Source organism: Streptomyces sp. NPDC000348 (assembly GCF_042898795.1).
Taxonomy (GTDB): Bacteria; Actinomycetota; Actinomycetes; order Streptomycetales; family Streptomycetaceae; genus Streptomyces.
The window spans coordinates 30,548-46,406 of the sequence record NZ_JBIAZD010000024.1 but is presented as its reverse complement, the minus strand read 5'-3'; the positions used below and the strand labels follow the sequence as shown (position 1 = coordinate 46,406).

15 protein-coding genes are annotated in these 15,859 nt (G+C 74.0%); 10 read left to right on the top strand and 5 right to left on the bottom strand.

What is annotated here, in order from left to right:
• The first annotated feature begins 114 nt into the window (after positions 1-114).
• Positions 115-1,164, top strand: a complete 1,050-nt coding sequence (locus ACFY3N_RS32635; protein ID WP_390820422.1) for an LLM class flavin-dependent oxidoreductase — start codon at positions 115-117, stop codon at positions 1,162-1,164.
• Positions 1,165-1,173: 9 nt separating this feature from the next.
• On the opposite strand, the gene ACFY3N_RS32630 is transcribed toward ACFY3N_RS32635, so the two are convergent.
• Positions 1,174-1,887: a BTAD domain-containing putative transcriptional regulator gene (locus ACFY3N_RS32630; protein WP_390820421.1), complete on the bottom strand. Its 714-nt coding sequence runs from the start codon at positions 1,885-1,887 to the stop codon at positions 1,174-1,176.
• A 211-nt stretch (positions 1,888-2,098) separates the two neighbouring features.
• Here ACFY3N_RS32630 and solA point away from each other — a divergent pair, with 211 nt between their 5' ends.
• Positions 2,099-3,241 carry an N-methyl-L-tryptophan oxidase gene (gene solA, locus ACFY3N_RS32625; RefSeq protein WP_390820420.1) on the top strand — a complete coding sequence of 381 codons (1,143 nt, stop codon included), beginning with the start codon at positions 2,099-2,101 and terminating at the stop codon, positions 3,239-3,241.
• Between the two features lie 58 nt (positions 3,242-3,299).
• Positions 3,300-3,821: a flavin reductase family protein gene (locus tag ACFY3N_RS32620; RefSeq protein WP_390820419.1), complete on the top strand. Its 522-nt coding sequence runs from the start codon at positions 3,300-3,302 to the stop codon at positions 3,819-3,821.
• 287 nt (positions 3,822-4,108) lie between these two features.
• Here the strand turns inward: ACFY3N_RS32620 and ACFY3N_RS32615 are convergent, their stop codons facing one another.
• Together ACFY3N_RS32615 and ACFY3N_RS32610 are read right to left on the bottom strand one after the other, a co-directional pair.
• Positions 4,109-4,867: a sirohydrochlorin chelatase gene (locus ACFY3N_RS32615; RefSeq protein ID WP_390820418.1), complete on the bottom strand. Its 759-nt coding sequence runs from the start codon at positions 4,865-4,867 to the stop codon at positions 4,109-4,111.
• 132 nt (positions 4,868-4,999) lie between these two features.
• Positions 5,000-5,851 carry a BTAD domain-containing putative transcriptional regulator gene (locus ACFY3N_RS32610; RefSeq protein WP_390820417.1) on the bottom strand — a complete coding sequence of 284 codons (852 nt, stop codon included), beginning with the start codon at positions 5,849-5,851 and terminating at the stop codon, positions 5,000-5,002.
• Between the two features lie 195 nt (positions 5,852-6,046).
• Between ACFY3N_RS32610 and ACFY3N_RS32605 the strand changes: the two genes are divergently transcribed.
• Positions 6,047-6,847, top strand: coding sequence for a BTAD domain-containing putative transcriptional regulator (locus tag ACFY3N_RS32605; RefSeq protein ID WP_390820416.1), 801 nt, complete (start codon positions 6,047-6,049; stop codon positions 6,845-6,847).
• A gap of 29 nt (positions 6,848-6,876) precedes the next feature.
• On the opposite strand, the gene ACFY3N_RS32600 is transcribed toward ACFY3N_RS32605, so the two are convergent.
• Together ACFY3N_RS32600 and pdxA are read right to left on the bottom strand one after the other, a co-directional pair.
• Complete coding sequence (locus tag ACFY3N_RS32600; protein ID WP_390820415.1) at positions 6,877-7,695, bottom strand: DeoR/GlpR family DNA-binding transcription regulator; 819 nt, start codon at positions 7,693-7,695, stop codon at positions 6,877-6,879.
• Between the two features lie 25 nt (positions 7,696-7,720).
• Positions 7,721-10,222, bottom strand: coding sequence for a 4-hydroxythreonine-4-phosphate dehydrogenase PdxA (pdxA, locus tag ACFY3N_RS32595; protein ID WP_390820414.1), 2,502 nt, complete (start codon positions 10,220-10,222; stop codon positions 7,721-7,723).
• Positions 10,223-10,369: 147 nt separating this feature from the next.
• Here pdxA and ACFY3N_RS32590 point away from each other — a divergent pair, with 147 nt between their 5' ends.
• From ACFY3N_RS32590 to ACFY3N_RS32565, 6 genes are all read left to right on the top strand, one after another.
• Positions 10,370-11,383: an aldo/keto reductase gene (locus tag ACFY3N_RS32590; protein ID WP_390820413.1), complete on the top strand. Its 1,014-nt coding sequence runs from the start codon at positions 10,370-10,372 to the stop codon at positions 11,381-11,383.
• A 32-nt stretch (positions 11,384-11,415) separates the two neighbouring features.
• Complete coding sequence (locus tag ACFY3N_RS32585) at positions 11,416-12,192, top strand: HpcH/HpaI aldolase/citrate lyase family protein (protein WP_390820411.1); 777 nt, start codon at positions 11,416-11,418, stop codon at positions 12,190-12,192.
• Positions 12,189-13,148: a phosphoglycerate dehydrogenase gene (locus tag ACFY3N_RS32580; protein WP_390820410.1), complete on the top strand. Its 960-nt coding sequence runs from the start codon at positions 12,189-12,191 to the stop codon at positions 13,146-13,148. The genes ACFY3N_RS32585 and ACFY3N_RS32580 overlap by 4 nt, the downstream gene beginning before the upstream one ends.
• Before the next feature lie 99 nt (positions 13,149-13,247).
• Positions 13,248-14,666: an Nramp family divalent metal transporter gene (locus ACFY3N_RS32575; RefSeq protein ID WP_390820408.1), complete on the top strand. Its 1,419-nt coding sequence runs from the start codon at positions 13,248-13,250 to the stop codon at positions 14,664-14,666.
• Between the two features lie 129 nt (positions 14,667-14,795).
• Entirely contained in the window at positions 14,796-15,044 is a 249-nt protein-coding gene (locus ACFY3N_RS32570; protein WP_390820406.1) for a hypothetical protein, read from the top strand.
• Positions 15,041-15,841 (top strand): DUF6338 family protein, encoded by an 801-nt coding sequence (locus ACFY3N_RS32565; protein ID WP_390820405.1) that lies wholly within the window; start codon positions 15,041-15,043, stop codon positions 15,839-15,841. The genes ACFY3N_RS32570 and ACFY3N_RS32565 overlap by 4 nt, the downstream gene beginning before the upstream one ends.
• Positions 15,842-15,859 lie beyond the last annotated feature (18 nt).

The window sequence follows — 15,859 nt, the reverse complement described above, 5'->3', positions numbered from 1 at the left end:
CTGCCCGGGAAGGCTTGCTCCGCCGGGAAGTCCGGGCTCATGATTCGGAAAGAACCGCACGAGAGGGCCGTACACCCAGTCGACACGAGGGGCGAAGCGTTTATGAAATTCGGCGTGAATTTCTTTCCGGTGATCGATCCCGCGCAGAAGAGCGCAACGGCCTACTACGACGAGACCCTCCGCCTGGTGGAACTCGCGGAGGCGCTGGACTTCGAACACGTCCAGACCGTGGAGCACTACTTCACCGGGTACGGCGGTTACTCCCCCGATCCGGTCACCCTGCTGACCGCGATGGCCGCCCGCACGAGCCGCATCCGCATCACGACGGGCGCGGTCGTCCCGGCGTTCACCCACCCCGTCAAACTGGCGGGCAAGCTGGCCATGCTCGACCACCTCTCGCACGGCCGGCTCGACGTCGGCTTCGGCCGCGGCTTCCTGCCCACGGAGTTCGAGGCGTTCGGCATCCCGATGGACGAGAGCCGCGCCCGGTTCGACGAGGGCGTCGAGGCGTGCGTACGGCTGTGGAGCGAGGAGGACGTCGTCTTCGAGGGCCGCTTCCACCGCTTCGGGCCCGTCACCCTGCTGCCCCGGCCGTACCAGGCTCCCCACCCGCCGGTCTTCATCGCCTCCGCGACGAGCCCGGAATCGTGCGCGGCCGCCGGCGCGGCCGGCCACCACCTCCAGGTGGTGCCGTCGGTCACCAGCGCCGAGCAGCTTTCCGCGATGCTGCAGAAGTACCGGGCCGCCTGGGACGAGGCGGGCCACGACCCGGCGGCCCGCCGCATTCAGATCAAGTACACCTGCTATCTGGCGGACGACGCCGCCGAGGCCCGCCGGACCGGCGAATTCTACGAGCGCTCCTACATCGACCACATGGCGAAGGCGGTGGAGCCGCTCGCGAAGGGAACGCGGGCCGATTACCCGGGTTACGAGAAATTCCTGGAGAAGGCCAGGAACTACGACTTCGCGGCGTCCCTGGCGGCGAACAAGGTGTACGCCGGCGACGCGGAACAGGTGCGCGCGCAACTTCAGCGGACACGCGAGGAGTTCGGCGCGGATCTGACGGTCAGCCTGCAGTTCAGCCCCGGCGGCCTCGCCTACGGCCGCGCCGCCCGGGCCATGGAACTGTTCGCCCAGGAGGTGGCTCCCGCCTTCACGGAGTGAGACCGGTCGTCAGCGGCGGCTGAGCGCCCCGGAGCCCAGGAGCAGGGAGAGCTCCTCGACCTGGGAGCGCAGCAGCCGCTGCTCGTCGACGAGCTCGTCGACCCGGGCCCGCAGCCGCACCAGCTCACCACGGTCCCCCGGCGTGACGGGAGCCGGACCGCGCAGCTCGGGAACGGCCTGGTGGCGGAGGCCGAGGCGCAGGTAGGTGTCGTACAGCAGTTTCCGGGCGGCCAGCCGCTCCTCCTCCAGCTCCGCCGCCGCCCCCGCGCACAGCGGACCGCTGGTGCTGCCGGCCATCGCCGGCCCCCGCCACAGGCCCAGGGCCTCCTTCAGCAGCGCGCAGGCGGCGCGCGGGTCACCGGCCAGGAGCGCGGCGGCCCGCGCCGCGCCCAGCCGGAACCGGGCGCTGTCCAGCTCCTCGGGGCGCGCCTCCAGCACGTAGCCCGTGTCGCGGGCGACCAGCCGCGGGGTGTTGGCCCGGGACGGCTCCGCCTCGATCAGCAGCTGCCGCAGCCGCGACACGTGCGCCTGGAGGGCGTTCACCGCCTTGCTGGGCGCACCCCCGCTCCACAGCTCCTCGATCAGCCGGTCCGTGGGGACCGGCACCCCGGGCCGGACCAGCAGCGCCCCCAGGAGCTGCCGCTGTTTGGGACTGGTCAGGGGCACCCACCGGTCCGCGACGTCGTCGTGGAGCTCGGGGACGCCCAGCACTCGAAACTGCATCTGCACCTCCGCGGTCGCACACCCCTGCTCCTGCCCAGCTGACCCCGGACCGCCGTCCGCCCGCCTGAGTGCCGGGTACTCATCTCGGCCGCCGCCCCGGTGACCGCGGTGTCCGGCGGAGTGAGTGGCGGCTACTCACGATCCGGCCGCCCGCGCCGTGGTCGTCTGGACCCTGTCGTGGTCGCAGCCACAGGTGAGGAGTTGAGGACACATGGCGCAGTGGGACGCGGAGGTCGCGGTGGTCGGCCTGGGGGCGTGGGGAGCGTGCGCGCTGTGGCAGCTCGCCGAGCGCGGCGTGGACGCCATCGGCGTCGAGCGCCACCAGCCGGGCCACTCGCTGGGCTCCTCGCACGGCGGCTCACGGATGTTCCGCGTCACCTGCCTGGAGCACCCGGGGCTCGTCCCGCTGGCCCGGCGCTCCCGTGAACTGTGGGGCCGGCTGGAGGACTCCGCCGACCAGCAGCTGTTCTTCCCCGTGGGCGGCCTGCTGATCGGCCCGAAGGACGGCCGGGTCGCGGGCGGCACGCTGACCGCCGCCTACCGCCACGGCATCGAGGTGAGCACCCTCACCGGACAGGCGCTGCGCTTCCACTACCCCCGTCACGTGGGGGTCCCCGAGGGCCACATCGGCGTCCGGGAGCCGTCCGCCGGCATCATCAGGCCGGAGCTGTCGATCCGTGCGGCGGTGAACCGGGCCGAGAAGTGCGGCGCCCGGGTCCTCACCGACACCAGGATCACCACCTACGACCTGGTCCCCGGCGGGGTGGTGCTGCGCACGTCCCAGGGTGAACTGCGGGTGCGGCAGGTGGTGTTCACGGTCGGCTCCTGGCTGTCCTCGCTGGTCGGCGGGCTGCCGCTGCGGACCGTGCGGATGCCCATCACCTGGTTCCGGCCACTGGAGCCGCAGGACGAGACCTTCGGCCTGGAGCAGTTCCCCGTGTTCATGCGGGAACTGGACGACGGAACGATCCTGTGGGGCAACGGCGCGGAGGGCGGCCACGACGTCAAGCTCGGCATCGAGGACCGGGCCGACGCGCTGCCCCTCGACCCCGAGGCCTACGACCGCTCGGTCGGACCGCTCGACTGGTCCGCCCTGGCCGCCCTGCTGCCGGCCAAGCTGCCCGGTCTCGAACCGCTGCCGTCGAAGGTCGCGGTCTGCATGCTGACCCGTACGCCGGACGGCCAGTTCGTCATCGGCCGGCCCGGCGGTGATCCGCGCGTCGTGGTGGCGGGCGGCGACAACGCGCACGGCTTCAAACACGCCACCGGGATCGGGGAGGCCCTCGCCCAGATCGTCCGGGGCGAGGAGACGACGGTGCCCATCGACTTCATGTCCCCGAACCGCTTCGGCTGATCCGCCCCACCCGTACGCCCCGGCCACTCACCGCTGCCGCGACCCCAGGAGGGCGATCATGACGTCGACACCCACATCCCAGCAGGCGCCCCTGGTGAGCGCCCAGCAGTTCCGGGACGCCATGGCCGAGCTGGCCTCTCCCGTCACCGTGGTGACCACCTCGGACGGCCGGGGCGGACGCCGGGGCTGCACCGCGAGCTCGGTGACGTCGGTGTCCCTCGACCCACCGCTCCTCCAGGTCGCCGTCGCCCACACCTCCAGCTGCCACCACGCCCTGGTCACCTCGCGGGAGTTCGTCGTCCACGTCCTCGCCGACCGGCACCGCCGGCTGGCCGACCGGTTCGCCCGGCAGAACATCGACCGCTTCGCCGGCAGCGGCTTCACCACCTGGCCCGGCACCGACCTCCCCTGGTTCCCCGACGCCACGGCCGCCTTCCGCTGCCTGACCCACCGGACGATCCCGGTCGGCGACCACACCCTCCTGGTCGGCGCCCTCACCGCCGTGCGCCAGGGCCCCGTCCAGGGCACCCCGACGGACGCACTCCTGTGGTACCGGCGGGCCTTCCACGCCCTGACGTGACCCCCGCCCGGCCGAACCCACCACACGGCACGCCCCCGCCGGACGGCGGGGGCGCGGCCGCCGTCCCCCGCACGCACCGACCGGCGCCCGCGAAGCCTCGCACGGCGGGTGCGTCCGTCATGGTGCGGGCGTGCGGGGGTCGTTCTCCGTGTGTGCCGGTGGGCGGTCCGCACGGTGGGCGTCCGCGAAGCCTCGCACGGCGGGTGCGTCCGTCATGGTGCGGGCGTGCGGGGGTCGCTCCCCGTGTGCGTCGGCCGACGATCCGCACGGCCGGCGCACACGGAGGTTCACACCGCGGAGGCGTTCGTCACGGCGTGGGCCTCGTGCCAGCGCCGGGTGACGAGCCGGGCCAGTTCCGGGGCGTCGCCGAGCGGCGCCGAGAGGACGTCGGCCCGGGCCGAGGCCGCCTCGGCCGCGATGCGGTCGGGCAGCAGGCCCGGCGCCAGGACGTAGGGGGCGACCGCCACCCGCGGCGCACCGAGCGCGCGCAGGTCGCGGACGACGTCGCCGGGCCGGGGCAGCGGGCCGGTGACGAACGCCGGCCGCACCGCGAGCCACCCGGCCCGCCGCAGCTCCCGGGCCGCCGCGCCGACCGACTCGATCGCCTCCGGGTCCCTGGAACCCGCGGCGGACAGGACGACCCCGGTCGTGGCCCGGTCGGCGGGGGACAGGCCGGCTTCGAAGAGCCGCCGCTCCACCGCCCGCACGAGCAGCGCCGAGCCGCCCAGCACGGCCGCCTGGCGCACGCTCGGCCCCGAAACCCCCGCCAGCGCCGCCGGCAGGTCGGTCTTGGCGTGGTAGGCGCGGGTCAGCAGCAGCGGAACCGCCACGGCCGCCCCGACGCCGGCCCGCCGCAGGTCCTCCAGCGCGCCCGCCACCCCCGGTGTGTCGAACTCCAGGAAAGCGGTCACCACCGTCAGGCCGGGGCGCTGCGACCGGATCCGGCCGGTCAGCGCCCGCACCGTCCCGGCGTGCCGGGGGTCGCGGCTGCCGTGGCTCACGAGCAGCAGCGCCGGCTCCGCAGTGGTCGTACCCGTCGCTGTCACCCGTGACCCCCGATCGGCGCACCGCGCACGGCGGTGGATTCCGCCGCCGGGTACCGTAGCCGGGGCCGGTCACACCGCCCTGACGGCGCGCTGACCGCGTCAGGCGGGCTCGCCGCCGCGCAGCGGCGAGCGTCACGCGGGCTCGCCGCTGCGCAGCGGCACGTGGCCGAAATCCGTCCGCATGCCCCAGTCCCAGTCGCCGACGACCGCGGCGGGCACCGGCGAGTCACCGCGCAGCATCCGCTGGTGCGCCTCGCGGACCGCCTCCGAGGGCTCGAGACCCAGCTCCGTCACGAGCCGGGTGTGCAGCCGCCGGTAGGTCTCCAGCGCCTGCCACATCCGGCCCGCCTGGTACTGCGACAGCATCAGCTGGAGGTGGAAGCGCTCGTGCAGCGGATAGCGCGCCGCCAGCTCCGTGAGCCTGGCCAGGACCTCGATGCCCCGGCCCAGGGCCAGGTCGGCCGCGACGCAGATCTCGAACGCGCTCAGCCGCGACTCCTGCAGCCGCAGCACCTCCACCTGCAGCACCGGACCCAGCGGTACGTCGAACAGCACATCGCCCCGCCACAGCCCCAGAGCCTGGTTGAGCAGGTCGGACGTGAGCCGGTGGTCCCGCTTGCGGGCCGCGGCCAGTCCCGCGGACACCAGGCTCTCGTGCTCCAGTGCGTCCACCTGGTCGGGCGTCGCGTTGAGCACGTAGCCGCCGTGCGCGGTGGCGAGGATCTCCTTGGCCCGGACCATGCCGCCGATGCCGCACACGGCGGCGATCCCGCGCCTCAACTGCATCATGTACGTCTGCAACGTCGCCTGGGCGCTGCGCGGCGGGTGGTCTCCCCAGAGCTCGTCGACCAGTTCCCACACCGGTACCGTGCGCCGGGCCCGCAGCGCCAGCAGGGCCAGTACCTGACGGTGTTTGGCCGCGCTGGGTGTCCAGAACGCTTCCCCAAAGTTGGCAGTCAGGGTGCCTAACAGCTTGATCTCCACAGCCAACCTCTCCCCGTGTGTTGCCAGCGGTTCGATGCTGACACGACGCGCGTAGTTCCAGTAGTGCCCCCGATCACCAGTCCGACATGAACGGTCATATGACCGGCTTGGCTGAAACTCGTCTCCAGCGGGAGTCCAGAGGCGCATGAGATGCGCCTCAAGAATCGGACGAGCGCAGCGTGTGAGGCTTTCGCCATGGAATTCACGCTCCTCGGCCCTGTCGGGATCATCACCAAGGACGAGCACGTTCCGATCGCCGGCTCCCGTCAACGGATCCTGCTGGCCTCACTTCTCGTCAGCGGCAGTCGGCTGCTGACGAACGAGCAGCTCTACAGCGAACTCTGGGGCGACGACCTGCCCCACACGGCGCACAACGCGCTCCAGGCCCAGGTCTCCCGGCTGCGCCGCACGCTGAACCGCCTCGCCGAGCCGTCCGAGCCGGCACCGGCCCTCGTCACCCACTCCGCGGGGTACGTCCTGAAGGTCGACCCCGCCCGGATCGACATGAACGGCTTCCGGCGCCGGATCGCGGACGCCAGGGGCATGGCCGACCGGGACCCGATGGCCGCCATCGACCTGCTGGAGTCCGGAATCGCCCTGTGGCAGGGCAAGCCGCTGCAGGACACCGGCACCAGTCCGCTGTGCCACAGCACGGCGGTCCAGCTGGAGGAGGAGTACCTGGCCGCGCACGAGGCCAAGCTGGAGCTGAAACTGCGCTGCGGTCTCACCGAGGACGCGATCGGCGAGCTGCGGGCGATCGGCGTGGTGCACCCGTGGCGGGAACGCATCACCGAACTGCTGATGCTCGCGCTGTACCGCGTCGGCCGCCGGGCGGAGGCCCTGGAGACCTACCACAGCACCCGCCGTCAGCTCACCGACCACCTCGGCATCGAGCCGTCCCGCCGTCTGAAGGAGACGCTCCAGGTCATCCTCCGCGAGGACCCCGTGCCCCTGGCCCCCCTCCGCCCGTCCCCCCTGTCGGTCCTCGTGCGCTGACCGAAACGCATCGGCGGGGAGCGCCGCCCTCAGTCCCCGTCCGGCGGCGCGGGCCGGTCCGGTACCGGCTCCTCCACCGGCTCGGCCAGCACCACCCGGGTGCCGCGCCCGGTGAACGCGGCCACGTCGGCGTCCGTCGCCGAGGCGTCCGTGACCAGCGTCCAGCCGGGCGGCAGCGTGGCCCACGCGTGGAACGGGGCCCGGCCCAGTTTCGCCGCGTGCGCCAGGACGTAGACGCGGGCGGCCCGGCGGGCCATCAGTTCCTTCAGCCGGGTCTGGCGCAGGTCCGCCTCGCAGATCCCGCCGTCCGCGGTCACCCCGTCCGCGGACAGGAAGACCCGGTCGAACGTCATCCGCTCCAGCGCCGCCTCCGTCAGCGGGCCGACGAAGGCCTGGCTGAGCGGGCGCAGCGTGCCGCCCAGGCACTCCACGTGCACGGACTCCACGTCCGCCAGTTCGTGCAGCGCGGTCAGGCCGGTGGTGGCGACCGTGAGGTCCCGCGCCGTGCGCAGCTCGTGGGCCAGCGCCCCGACCGTCGACCCGGCGTCCAGCAGCACGGTCTCACCGGGCTGGACCTGCGCCGCCGCCCACCGGGCGATGGCCCGCTTCTGCGCGTACGCCTCCGTGGTGCGCTGGCGCAGCGACGCCTCCGGGTGCGCGTTCAGCGCCATCGCCCCGCCGTACGTGCGGGCCAGCCGGCCGTCGGCGGTGAGCCGGGCGAGGTCGCGGCGGATGGTGGACGCGGTCACGCCGAAGTGCCGTGACAGCTCCTCGACGCTGGCCAGGCCGGTGGTGGTGGCGAGCCTGAGGATCTCCTCGCGCCGAGCCTGGGATCCGTTGGGCGGCATCAAGTGTCCTTCGCGGTGCGGGGTTTCAGCGGGCGGTGGACATCTCGGCGGCCTGCCGCAGCGCCTCGATCATGCTACCGGCCTCGGCCTTGCCCGTACCGGCGATGTCGAAAGCCGTGCCGTGGTCGACGGAGGTGCGGATCACCGGGAGGCCCACGGTGAGGTTGACGCCCGCCTCGATGCCGAGCACCTTCACCGGGCCGTGGCCCTGGTCGTGGTACATCGCCACGATGAGGTCGTAGTCGCCCCGGGAGGCCAGGAAGAACGCGGTGTCGGCGGGCAGCGGGCCGCGCGCGTCGATGCCGTCGCGGCGCACCGTCTCCAGCGCGGGGACGATCTTCTCCTCCTCCTCGCCGTAGCCGAACAGCCCGTTCTCGCCGGCGTGCGGGTTGATGCCGCAGACGCCGATGACGGGTGCGGCCACCCCCGCCCGGACCATGGCCTCGTGGCCGCGGCGCACGGTCCGCTCCACCAGGCCGGGCTCGATCCGGTTGACGGCGTCGACGAGGCCGATGTGGGTGGTGACGTGGATGACCTTCACCTTCTCGGTGGAGAGCATCATCGACACCTCCTCCACCCCGGTGAAGTGGGCGAGCAGTTCGGTGTGCCCGGGGTAGACGTGCCCGGCGGCGTGCAGCGCCTCCTTGTTGAGGGGAGCGGTGCAGATGCCGTCGATCTCCCCGGCGAGGGCCAGCTCCGCGGCCCGCCTGACGTACTCGTACGCGGCGTCGCCGGCCTCGGCGGACAGGGTGCCCCAGGGCAGGTCCGCGGGCAGCAGTGCGAGGTCGACGACGTTGATGCGGCCCGGCGCGGACTCGGCCGCCGCCGGCGTCGGCACGGACACGACCTCGCAGTCCACGCCGAGGATCCGGGCCGCTTCCCGCAGCCGCGCGGCGTCACCGATCACCACCGGCCGGCACCGGCCCAGCGTCGCGGCGTCCAGTACCGCGGGCACGATCACCTCGGGCCCGATACCGGCGCCGTCGCCCATGGTGACACCGATGAGGGGGAGGGGCTGCTGCGCGTTCACGGGGGTGTCTCCTTGCTGAGAGGGATGGCGGGGGCGGAGTGCCGCCGCGATACGAACGAACGAGTCCGGGCCGCCGAAGCTCCCGGGGCGGGTGACGACCGACCGGCCGTCCGCGGTCCTGCAGTGCACGGCACCGTGGTGGATCTCGCCGACCGGCCACAGCGTCGTGACGCCGAGCGAGTCGAGCACCCGGCGGGCCGTCTCGCCCCCGGTCAGCACGAGGTCCGGCCGCCCCGGCACCGCGGAGACGGCCCGGGCCAGTCCGGCCACGACCGCGCGTGCCGCACCGGGCCGGATCCCGTCGGACCCGTCCACGGACACCACGGTCACCGCGCCGGGCGCGAGCCCGGGCAGTACGACGCCCTCCGCCCCGGCCAGCTCACCCGGTGCCAGAGGAAGATGACGGGCCCCGGCCGCGACCAGCCGTCCGACCTGCTCGGCCACCACGGGCTCCGCGCTCCCGGCGACGACGAGCAGCGGCCGCGCGACGTCCCCGGCACCCGCCGGCCCCCCGTCCTCGACGGCCACCCGGACCGGAGCCCCGGCCGCGACCGCCGGGGCGGCCGCTCCGGCCGGCGTGGGCGCGGCCGCCGCCGGCGGTTGTGACGCCGGCCCGGTGTCCGTCGGCACCGAGGCCACCGTCGGCCGCGTCGGGAACGGTGCCGCCGCCGGCCGGGCGGCCGTGGGCCCGGTTCCCGTCGACGCCCCGTGCGCGCGCCGCGAGGCGAGCCGGCGGCCGAGGGCCGCCGCCAGGCCGCCGCTGCCCAGGAGCCGGGCGCCGTGGCCGAGGAGGTCCGCCGCGGTGGCGATCACCGTCAGGTCGGTGTCGGTCTCCGCGTCGCAGACCGGGTGCCGTCCGCGGGCCGCCAGCTCCCGGAAGCGGCCGGCGAGGGCGAGGGGCCCCTGTCGTACGGTCTCCAGCGGTACGTCCGCGGTCGGCAGCGGCGCCAGTGCCCCGGCGACGGACCGCGGCGGGGTGCGCTCCTCCGCGCGCCAGGCCGGGGACTCGTGCAGCGGCACCCCGTCGACCAGGACCACGCCGCCGCGCACCACGCGCCGTGCGGCGGGCAGGGCGGTCGCGATCACCAGGACCTCGGCCCCTTCCGCGAAGGCGGCCGCCTCGGCGCCGACCGGTCCGCGCAGCAGGGAGTCGCACTTCTTGAACCAGAGCGGACTGGCGTACGGGTCGCGGGACTTGACTGCGCGAAACGCGCGAGAGGTGGTGGCGGTCCCGGGCAGGCGCCCGTCGGCCGCGGCCCGTTCCGCCGCCGTCCCCACCGCGTCCACCGCGGCCCGTACCGCGGCGGCCGCCGCCGCGTCGTCCAGGTACCGCGAGTCGAGGTCCACCACCACGGCCTCTCCATTGGTACCGCATATCCCCAGGTCGTCGGGGTGCAGCACGAGCCGCGCGGGCAGCCGCAGCAGGGCGGCGGCCTCCGCCGCCCCCGACAGGTCGTCGGCGAGCGCGACGACCGCGGTGTCGCCTCGACGGCACATGCGGACCTCCTCCGGGAACTCGCTGTCGCGGTGCCCCGATGATGACATAGCTTGCGCGATTCGCGCGAGACTCTTGCGCATAACGCGCAGTCATGCGAGCGTTCACCCACCGAGAAGCAACCCGCACCGCCCCGGAAGGAACCGCTCGTGAGCACCGGCACCCGCCCCGGCCCGCACGGAAGCCCCCAGGGAATCGAGCTCCCGCCCGTCCCCGTACCGCTCTCCCGCCTGGTCCTGGGCACCATGACGTTCGGCGACACCGTCGACCGCGCGGGCGCCGCCGCCATGCTGGACACCGCCCTCGACGCCGGCCTCACCGGCGTGGACACGGCCAACGGCTACGCGGGCGGCGAGAGCGAGCGGATCCTCGCCGGGCTGCTGCCCGGGCGCCGGGACCGGATCGTGCTCGCCACCAAGGCCGGCATCCCGCACCCCGACCAGGGCGAGCACGCCCCGCTCTCCGCGGCCGGTCTGCGCGCCGCCCTCGACGGCAGCCTCAAGCGGCTCGGCACCGACCACGTCGACCTCTTCTACCTGCACCAGCCGGACCGCCGTACGCCGCTCGCGGAGACCCTCACGGCCGTGGCGGAGTTCGTCGCGGAGGGGAAGATCCGCGCGCTCGGCGTGTCCAACTTCGCCGCCTGGCGGATCGCCGAGCTGACCCGCACCGCCGACGAGGTCGGCGCCCCGCGCCCGGTCGTCGCGCAGCAGCTGCACAACCTCCTCGCCCGCCGGATCGAGGAGGAGTACGCCGAGTACGCGGCGGTGAGCGGTCTGCGCACCATGGTCTACAACCCGCTCGGCGGCGGCCTCCTCACCGGCCGGCACCGCTTCGGGGCCGACCCCGCCACCGGCCGCTTCGGCGATTCCAGGCTTGCCGCGATGTACCGGGAGCGCTACTGGAACGAGGACCTGTTCGCCGCCGTCGCACAGCTCACCGCGATCGCCGACGAAGCCGGCCTCCCGCTCACCGAACTCGCCCTGCGCTGGCTGCTGGACCGCCCCTCCACCGACGCGCTCCTGCTCGGCGGCTCCCGGCCGGAACACCTGCGGGCCAACATCGCCGCCGCCGAGGCCGGCCCGCTGCCCGAGGACGTGACCGCCGCCTGCGACGCCGTCGGCTCCGCGCTGCGCGGCCCGATGCCCGCCTACCACCGCTGACCAGCCCGATCCCAGCAGTCCGGAGACCCCTCATGACCACCGCCGCGCACTTCACCGCCGCACTGCGCGACCGCCGCCCCCTCATCGGCTACTGGTCGCTGCTCGACTCGCCCGTCGCCGCCGAACGCCTCGCCCGGCTCGGCTACGACTACCTGGCCTTCGACGCCCAGCACGGCCTCTTCGGCTACCAGGGCCTGCTGAACAACCTCATCGCCACCGACACCCGCGGCTCCACCGCCGTCGGCGTGGTCCGCGTCGAGGCCAACGACCCGACGTACATCGGCCGCGCGCTCGACGCGGGCGCCGCCGCCGTCATCGTGCCGCTCGTCGACACCGCGCAGGACGCCGCCGACGCGGTCGCCGCCGTGCGCTACCCGCCGCACGGCCGCCGCTCCTACGGCCCGATGCGCGCCCAGCTGCGCATCGGCCCCGACCCGGCCGACACCCACGAGCAGACCGCCGTCCTCGCCATGATCGAGACCGCCGACGGTCTCGCGAACGTCGAGGAGATCTGCGCCACCCCGGGTCTCGACGGCGTGTACGTCGGCCCGTCCGACCTGCGCCTGGCCATCGGGGGCAGGACCTCCACCGACCCGGACGTGGCCGACGCGTTCGAGCAGGCCCTCACCCGCGTCCGCGAGGCCGCCGAGGCCGCCGGCATCGCCGCGGGCATCCACAACGGCGACGGCGCGAGCGCCGCCCGCCGGCTCGACGAGGGCTTCACCTTCGCGTCCGTCGCCGCCGACGTGGTCCACCTCCAGCAGATCGCCGCCACCCACCTGGACGCCGCGCGGAAGGGCCGGGCATGAGCACACCGACCCGCACCACCCTCATCACCACCCCCACCTTCGCCCGCCACTCGCCCGACCCGTGGACCCTGCTCGCCGACGGCGGCGCGGGCCCGGTCCGCCCGTACGACGACCGCGCCCTGCCGTACGACGAACTGCTCGACCGGATCGCCGGCGCCGACGCGCTCGTCGCCGGCATGGACCCCGTCACCGCCGAGGTCATGGACGCCGCCCCGCGGCTGAGGGTCATCGCCAAGCACGGCGTCGGCACCGACACCATCGACGTCGCCGCCGCCCGCGACCGCGGCATCCCCGTCGTCTGCGCGCCCGGCTCCAACTCCCGGGCGGTCGCCGAGTACACCTTCGGGCTGGTGCTCGACGCCGCCCGCCGGATCAGCGCCTCGCACACCGCCGTCACCGAAGGCGGCTGGCCCAAGCTCTTCGGCCCGGAACTGCACGGCCGGACCCTCGGCGTGGTCGGCTTCGGCCGGATCGGCCGGCTCGTCGCCGGCTACGCGCGCGCCTTCGGAATGAGCGTCCTCGCCCACGACCCGTACGTCCCCGACGACGCGGTGACCGCGGCGGACGCCGAGCCCGCCGCCCTCGACGCGCTCCTCGCCCGCGCCGACGTCGTCACCCTGCACCTCCCGCCCGCCGGCGCCCCGCTCCTCGACGCCGCCCGCCTCGGCGCCATGAAACCCGGCGCCATCCTCGTCAACGCCGCCCGCGGCGGCCTCGTCGACGACACCGCGCTCGCCGCCGCCCTGCACTCCGGGCACCTGGCCGCCGCCGCGCTCGACGCCTTCGCCGTCGAGCCCCTCCCGGCCGGCCACGTCCTGCGCACGGCCCCCCGTCTCACCCTCACCTCCCACATGGCCGCCTGCACCCCGGAGGCCAACCGCGCGATGGGCCTGATGGTCGCCGAGGACGTACTCCGTGTCCTCGCCGGCGAGCCCCCGCGCCACGCGGCCGGCTGACCCCGCCGCCGCCCCACCACGTCACCCCCCGTTGCTTCGCCCTGCCCTGTTTGCCTTCCGCTCCGGCGACGGCGCCGGAACCAGCAAAGGAACACCGCCATGTCGACCACCGCCACCGCCCCAGCGGCGGAGCACGCGCAGGCCGATCCGTACGCCCTGCGCCCCGAGGACGCCCGCCCGGCGCCCACCACCTTCCGCGACCGGATCCGCCATCTCGGCCCCGGCTTCGTGCTGTCGGCCGCCGTGGTCGGCTCCGGGGAGCTGATCACCACCACCGCGCTCGGCGCCCAGGCCGGCTTCGCGCTGCTGTGGCTGGTGATCGTCTCGACCGCGGTCAAGGTCTGGGTCCAGATGGAACTGGCCCGGTGGACCATCCTCAACGGACGCACCGCGCTGGAGGGCTACCGCGAGGTCGGCCCGCGCATCGGCCGGCTGAGCTGGATCAACTGGCTCTGGATCGGCATGGACTTCGCCAAGATGTTCCAGCGCGGCGGCATCATCGGCGGTACGGCGGCCGCGTGTTCGGTGCTGTGGCCGGTCATCGGCGAACCGCTGAGCCGGGGTTCCCTGGCGCTGTGGGCCGTCGTCGTCACGGTCGCCGCGATCCTGCTGCTGCAGTCCGGCAAGTACAGCCTCGTCGAACGCGCCTGCCTGGTCTCCGTCGTCGTCTTCACCCTGGTCACCGTCAGCCTCGCGGTCGGCCTGCCCGGCACCGGGTTCGGCTACGGCGCGTCCGAACTGGGCAGCGGCTTCGGCTTCGAGATCCCGGCCGGCACCGTCGGCATCGCGCTGGCCGTCTTCGGCATCACCGGCGTCGGCGCCGACGAGATGACGACGTACACCTACTGGTGCCTGGAGAAGGGCTACGCCCGCTGGACCGGCCCCGACGACGGCAGCGAGGAGCGCGCCCGACGCGCCGAGGGCTGGATCAGGGTGATGCGCCTGGACGCCCTCACCGGCCTCGCCGTCTGTGTGCTGTGCACCCTGTCCTTCTACGTCATCGGCGCGGCCGTGCTCCACCCGCAGGGCCTCGTGCCCGAGGGCAACGAGATGATCACCACGCTCTCGCGGATCTACACCGACACCATGGGCCCCTGGGCCGAGTACCTGTTCCTCGTCGGCGCCTTCGCCGTCCTCTTCTCCACCCTCATCGGCTCCACCGCCTCCGTGCCCCGGCTGTGGACCAACACCCTCGGCCTGCTCGGCGTCGTCGACTGGAGCGACGTCCGCGCCCGCACCCGCACCATCCGCATCCTCACCTGGTGCCTGCCGCTGCTGTGGACCTGCTTCTTCCTCTGGATGCAGTCGCCGGTGCTGATGGTGCAGATCGGCGGCATCGGCGGCGGGATCTTCCTGCTCGCCGTGGTCGTCGCGGTCTGGCGCCTGCGCCACACCGGAGTGCCCGAGCGCTTCCGCACCAGCCCCTGGCTCACCGCGGCCCTCGTCCTCAGCAGCGCCGCGATCCTGTGCGTCGGCGTGTACGGGGTCCTCAAGACGCTGGGCGCCGTGCCGGAGTAGCCGCGCCGGATCCGTTCGGGCGGCAGGGTGCGCCGCCCGAACGGATGGAAGATCTCCGCCCGCCGGACAGGGACCGGCGGGCGATATATGTTGTTCCTCCGAACAGGACGTTCCACGGGGGTGGTTCGCATGTCCGAGGCAAATCCCTTCCACGAGGCGTACGAGGACGACGAACCGCCGGCCTTTGTACCCCCGCGCCCGGTCCGGTTGTCCGGCGACGGCGGCGACGACCACTACGGCGTGGTGCGCGCGGATCCTTCCCACGACGACCCGCAGCACGACGAGGTGTCGCCGCGCTTCGAGATCGGCGCCCCGGCCTCCGCCACGACGGCGTCGCCGCCCGAGCCCACCCGGCAGTCCGACGATTCCGCGGGGTGACGTCGGGGTTGCCCACCTCCTTCACGGCCGTCCTCGTCTTCCTGGTCGTCGTGGTGCCGGGACTGGCCTTCGAACTGAGCCTGCGCCGCCGCAGCCCCTCCCGCGTGGAGAGCCCGTTCGTGGAGACCGCCCGGGTGGTGCTGGCCGGAGCCCTGTGCACGGCCTCCGCGACCGCGCTGCTGATCGCCATACGTGAGGTGCGGCCGGGAAGCCTGCCGAGTCCCACCGGACTGCTGGCCGACCCGGCCCGCTACGTCACGGCGCATCCGGAGCTCACCGCGACCGGGCTCGCGGCGGAACTCTTCGCGGCCACGGCACTGGCGCTGCTCGCCGTCGGTCTGGTCCGCCCTCCGACGAGCGGCGGCATCCAGAGTTTCGACGACGTGTGGTACGAACTGCTGTACAACGACGTCCCGGCGGGCAAACGTCCCAAACTGGTGGTCGCGCTGAAAAGCGGTGGATACCGTGTGTCGGGGTTCTTCCACACCATGAACACCCACCCCGAGGTGGACCGGCGTGAACTGGTCCTCAAGGGCGTGGAGTTGTTCCGTGAGGATCAGACGTCGGGGGACGGTTCCTGGCCCGCCGCCTACATACGTCTGGCGATCCCCGGGCGCGAGATCGCATGGCTGGCCGTGTCGCACGCCGTCCGGCCGCCGGGCCCGGCACCGGCCGGCGGCGGTGCGCCGGCACCGGGCCGGCGGGTCCTGCCGGGCGGCCGGCTGCGCAGATTCCAGTGGCAGGTCGCCGCCGCCGTGCTGGTCGTCGAGGCGGCTGTGCTGCTTCTCGCGGGCTGAACGAATGAACACGGGGGT

Bases quoted from the DNA above. Each gene is read 5' to 3' on its own strand.
- ACFY3N_RS32630 (WP_390820421.1), bottom strand. From the start codon at position 1,887: ATGCAGTTTCGAGTGCTGGGCGTCCCCGAGCTCCACGACGACGTCGCG.
- solA (WP_390820420.1), top strand. From the start codon at position 2,099: ATGGCGCAGTGGGACGCGGAGGTCGCGGTGGTCGGCCTGGGGGCGTGG.
- ACFY3N_RS32620 (WP_390820419.1), top strand. From the start codon at position 3,300: ATGACGTCGACACCCACATCCCAGCAGGCGCCCCTGGTGAGCGCCCAG.
- ACFY3N_RS32605 (WP_390820416.1), top strand. From the start codon at position 6,047: ATGGAATTCACGCTCCTCGGCCCTGTCGGGATCATCACCAAGGACGAG.
- ACFY3N_RS32600 (WP_390820415.1), bottom strand. From the start codon at position 7,695: ATGCCGCCCAACGGATCCCAGGCTCGGCGCGAGGAGATCCTCAGGCTC.
- pdxA (WP_390820414.1), bottom strand. From the start codon at position 10,222: ATGTGCCGTCGAGGCGACACCGCGGTCGTCGCGCTCGCCGACGACCTG.
- ACFY3N_RS32585 (WP_390820411.1), top strand. From the start codon at position 11,416: ATGACCACCGCCGCGCACTTCACCGCCGCACTGCGCGACCGCCGCCCC.
- ACFY3N_RS32580 (WP_390820410.1), top strand. From the start codon at position 12,189: ATGAGCACACCGACCCGCACCACCCTCATCACCACCCCCACCTTCGCC.
- ACFY3N_RS32575 (WP_390820408.1), top strand. From the start codon at position 13,248: ATGTCGACCACCGCCACCGCCCCAGCGGCGGAGCACGCGCAGGCCGAT.
- ACFY3N_RS32570 (WP_390820406.1), top strand. From the start codon at position 14,796: ATGTCCGAGGCAAATCCCTTCCACGAGGCGTACGAGGACGACGAACCG.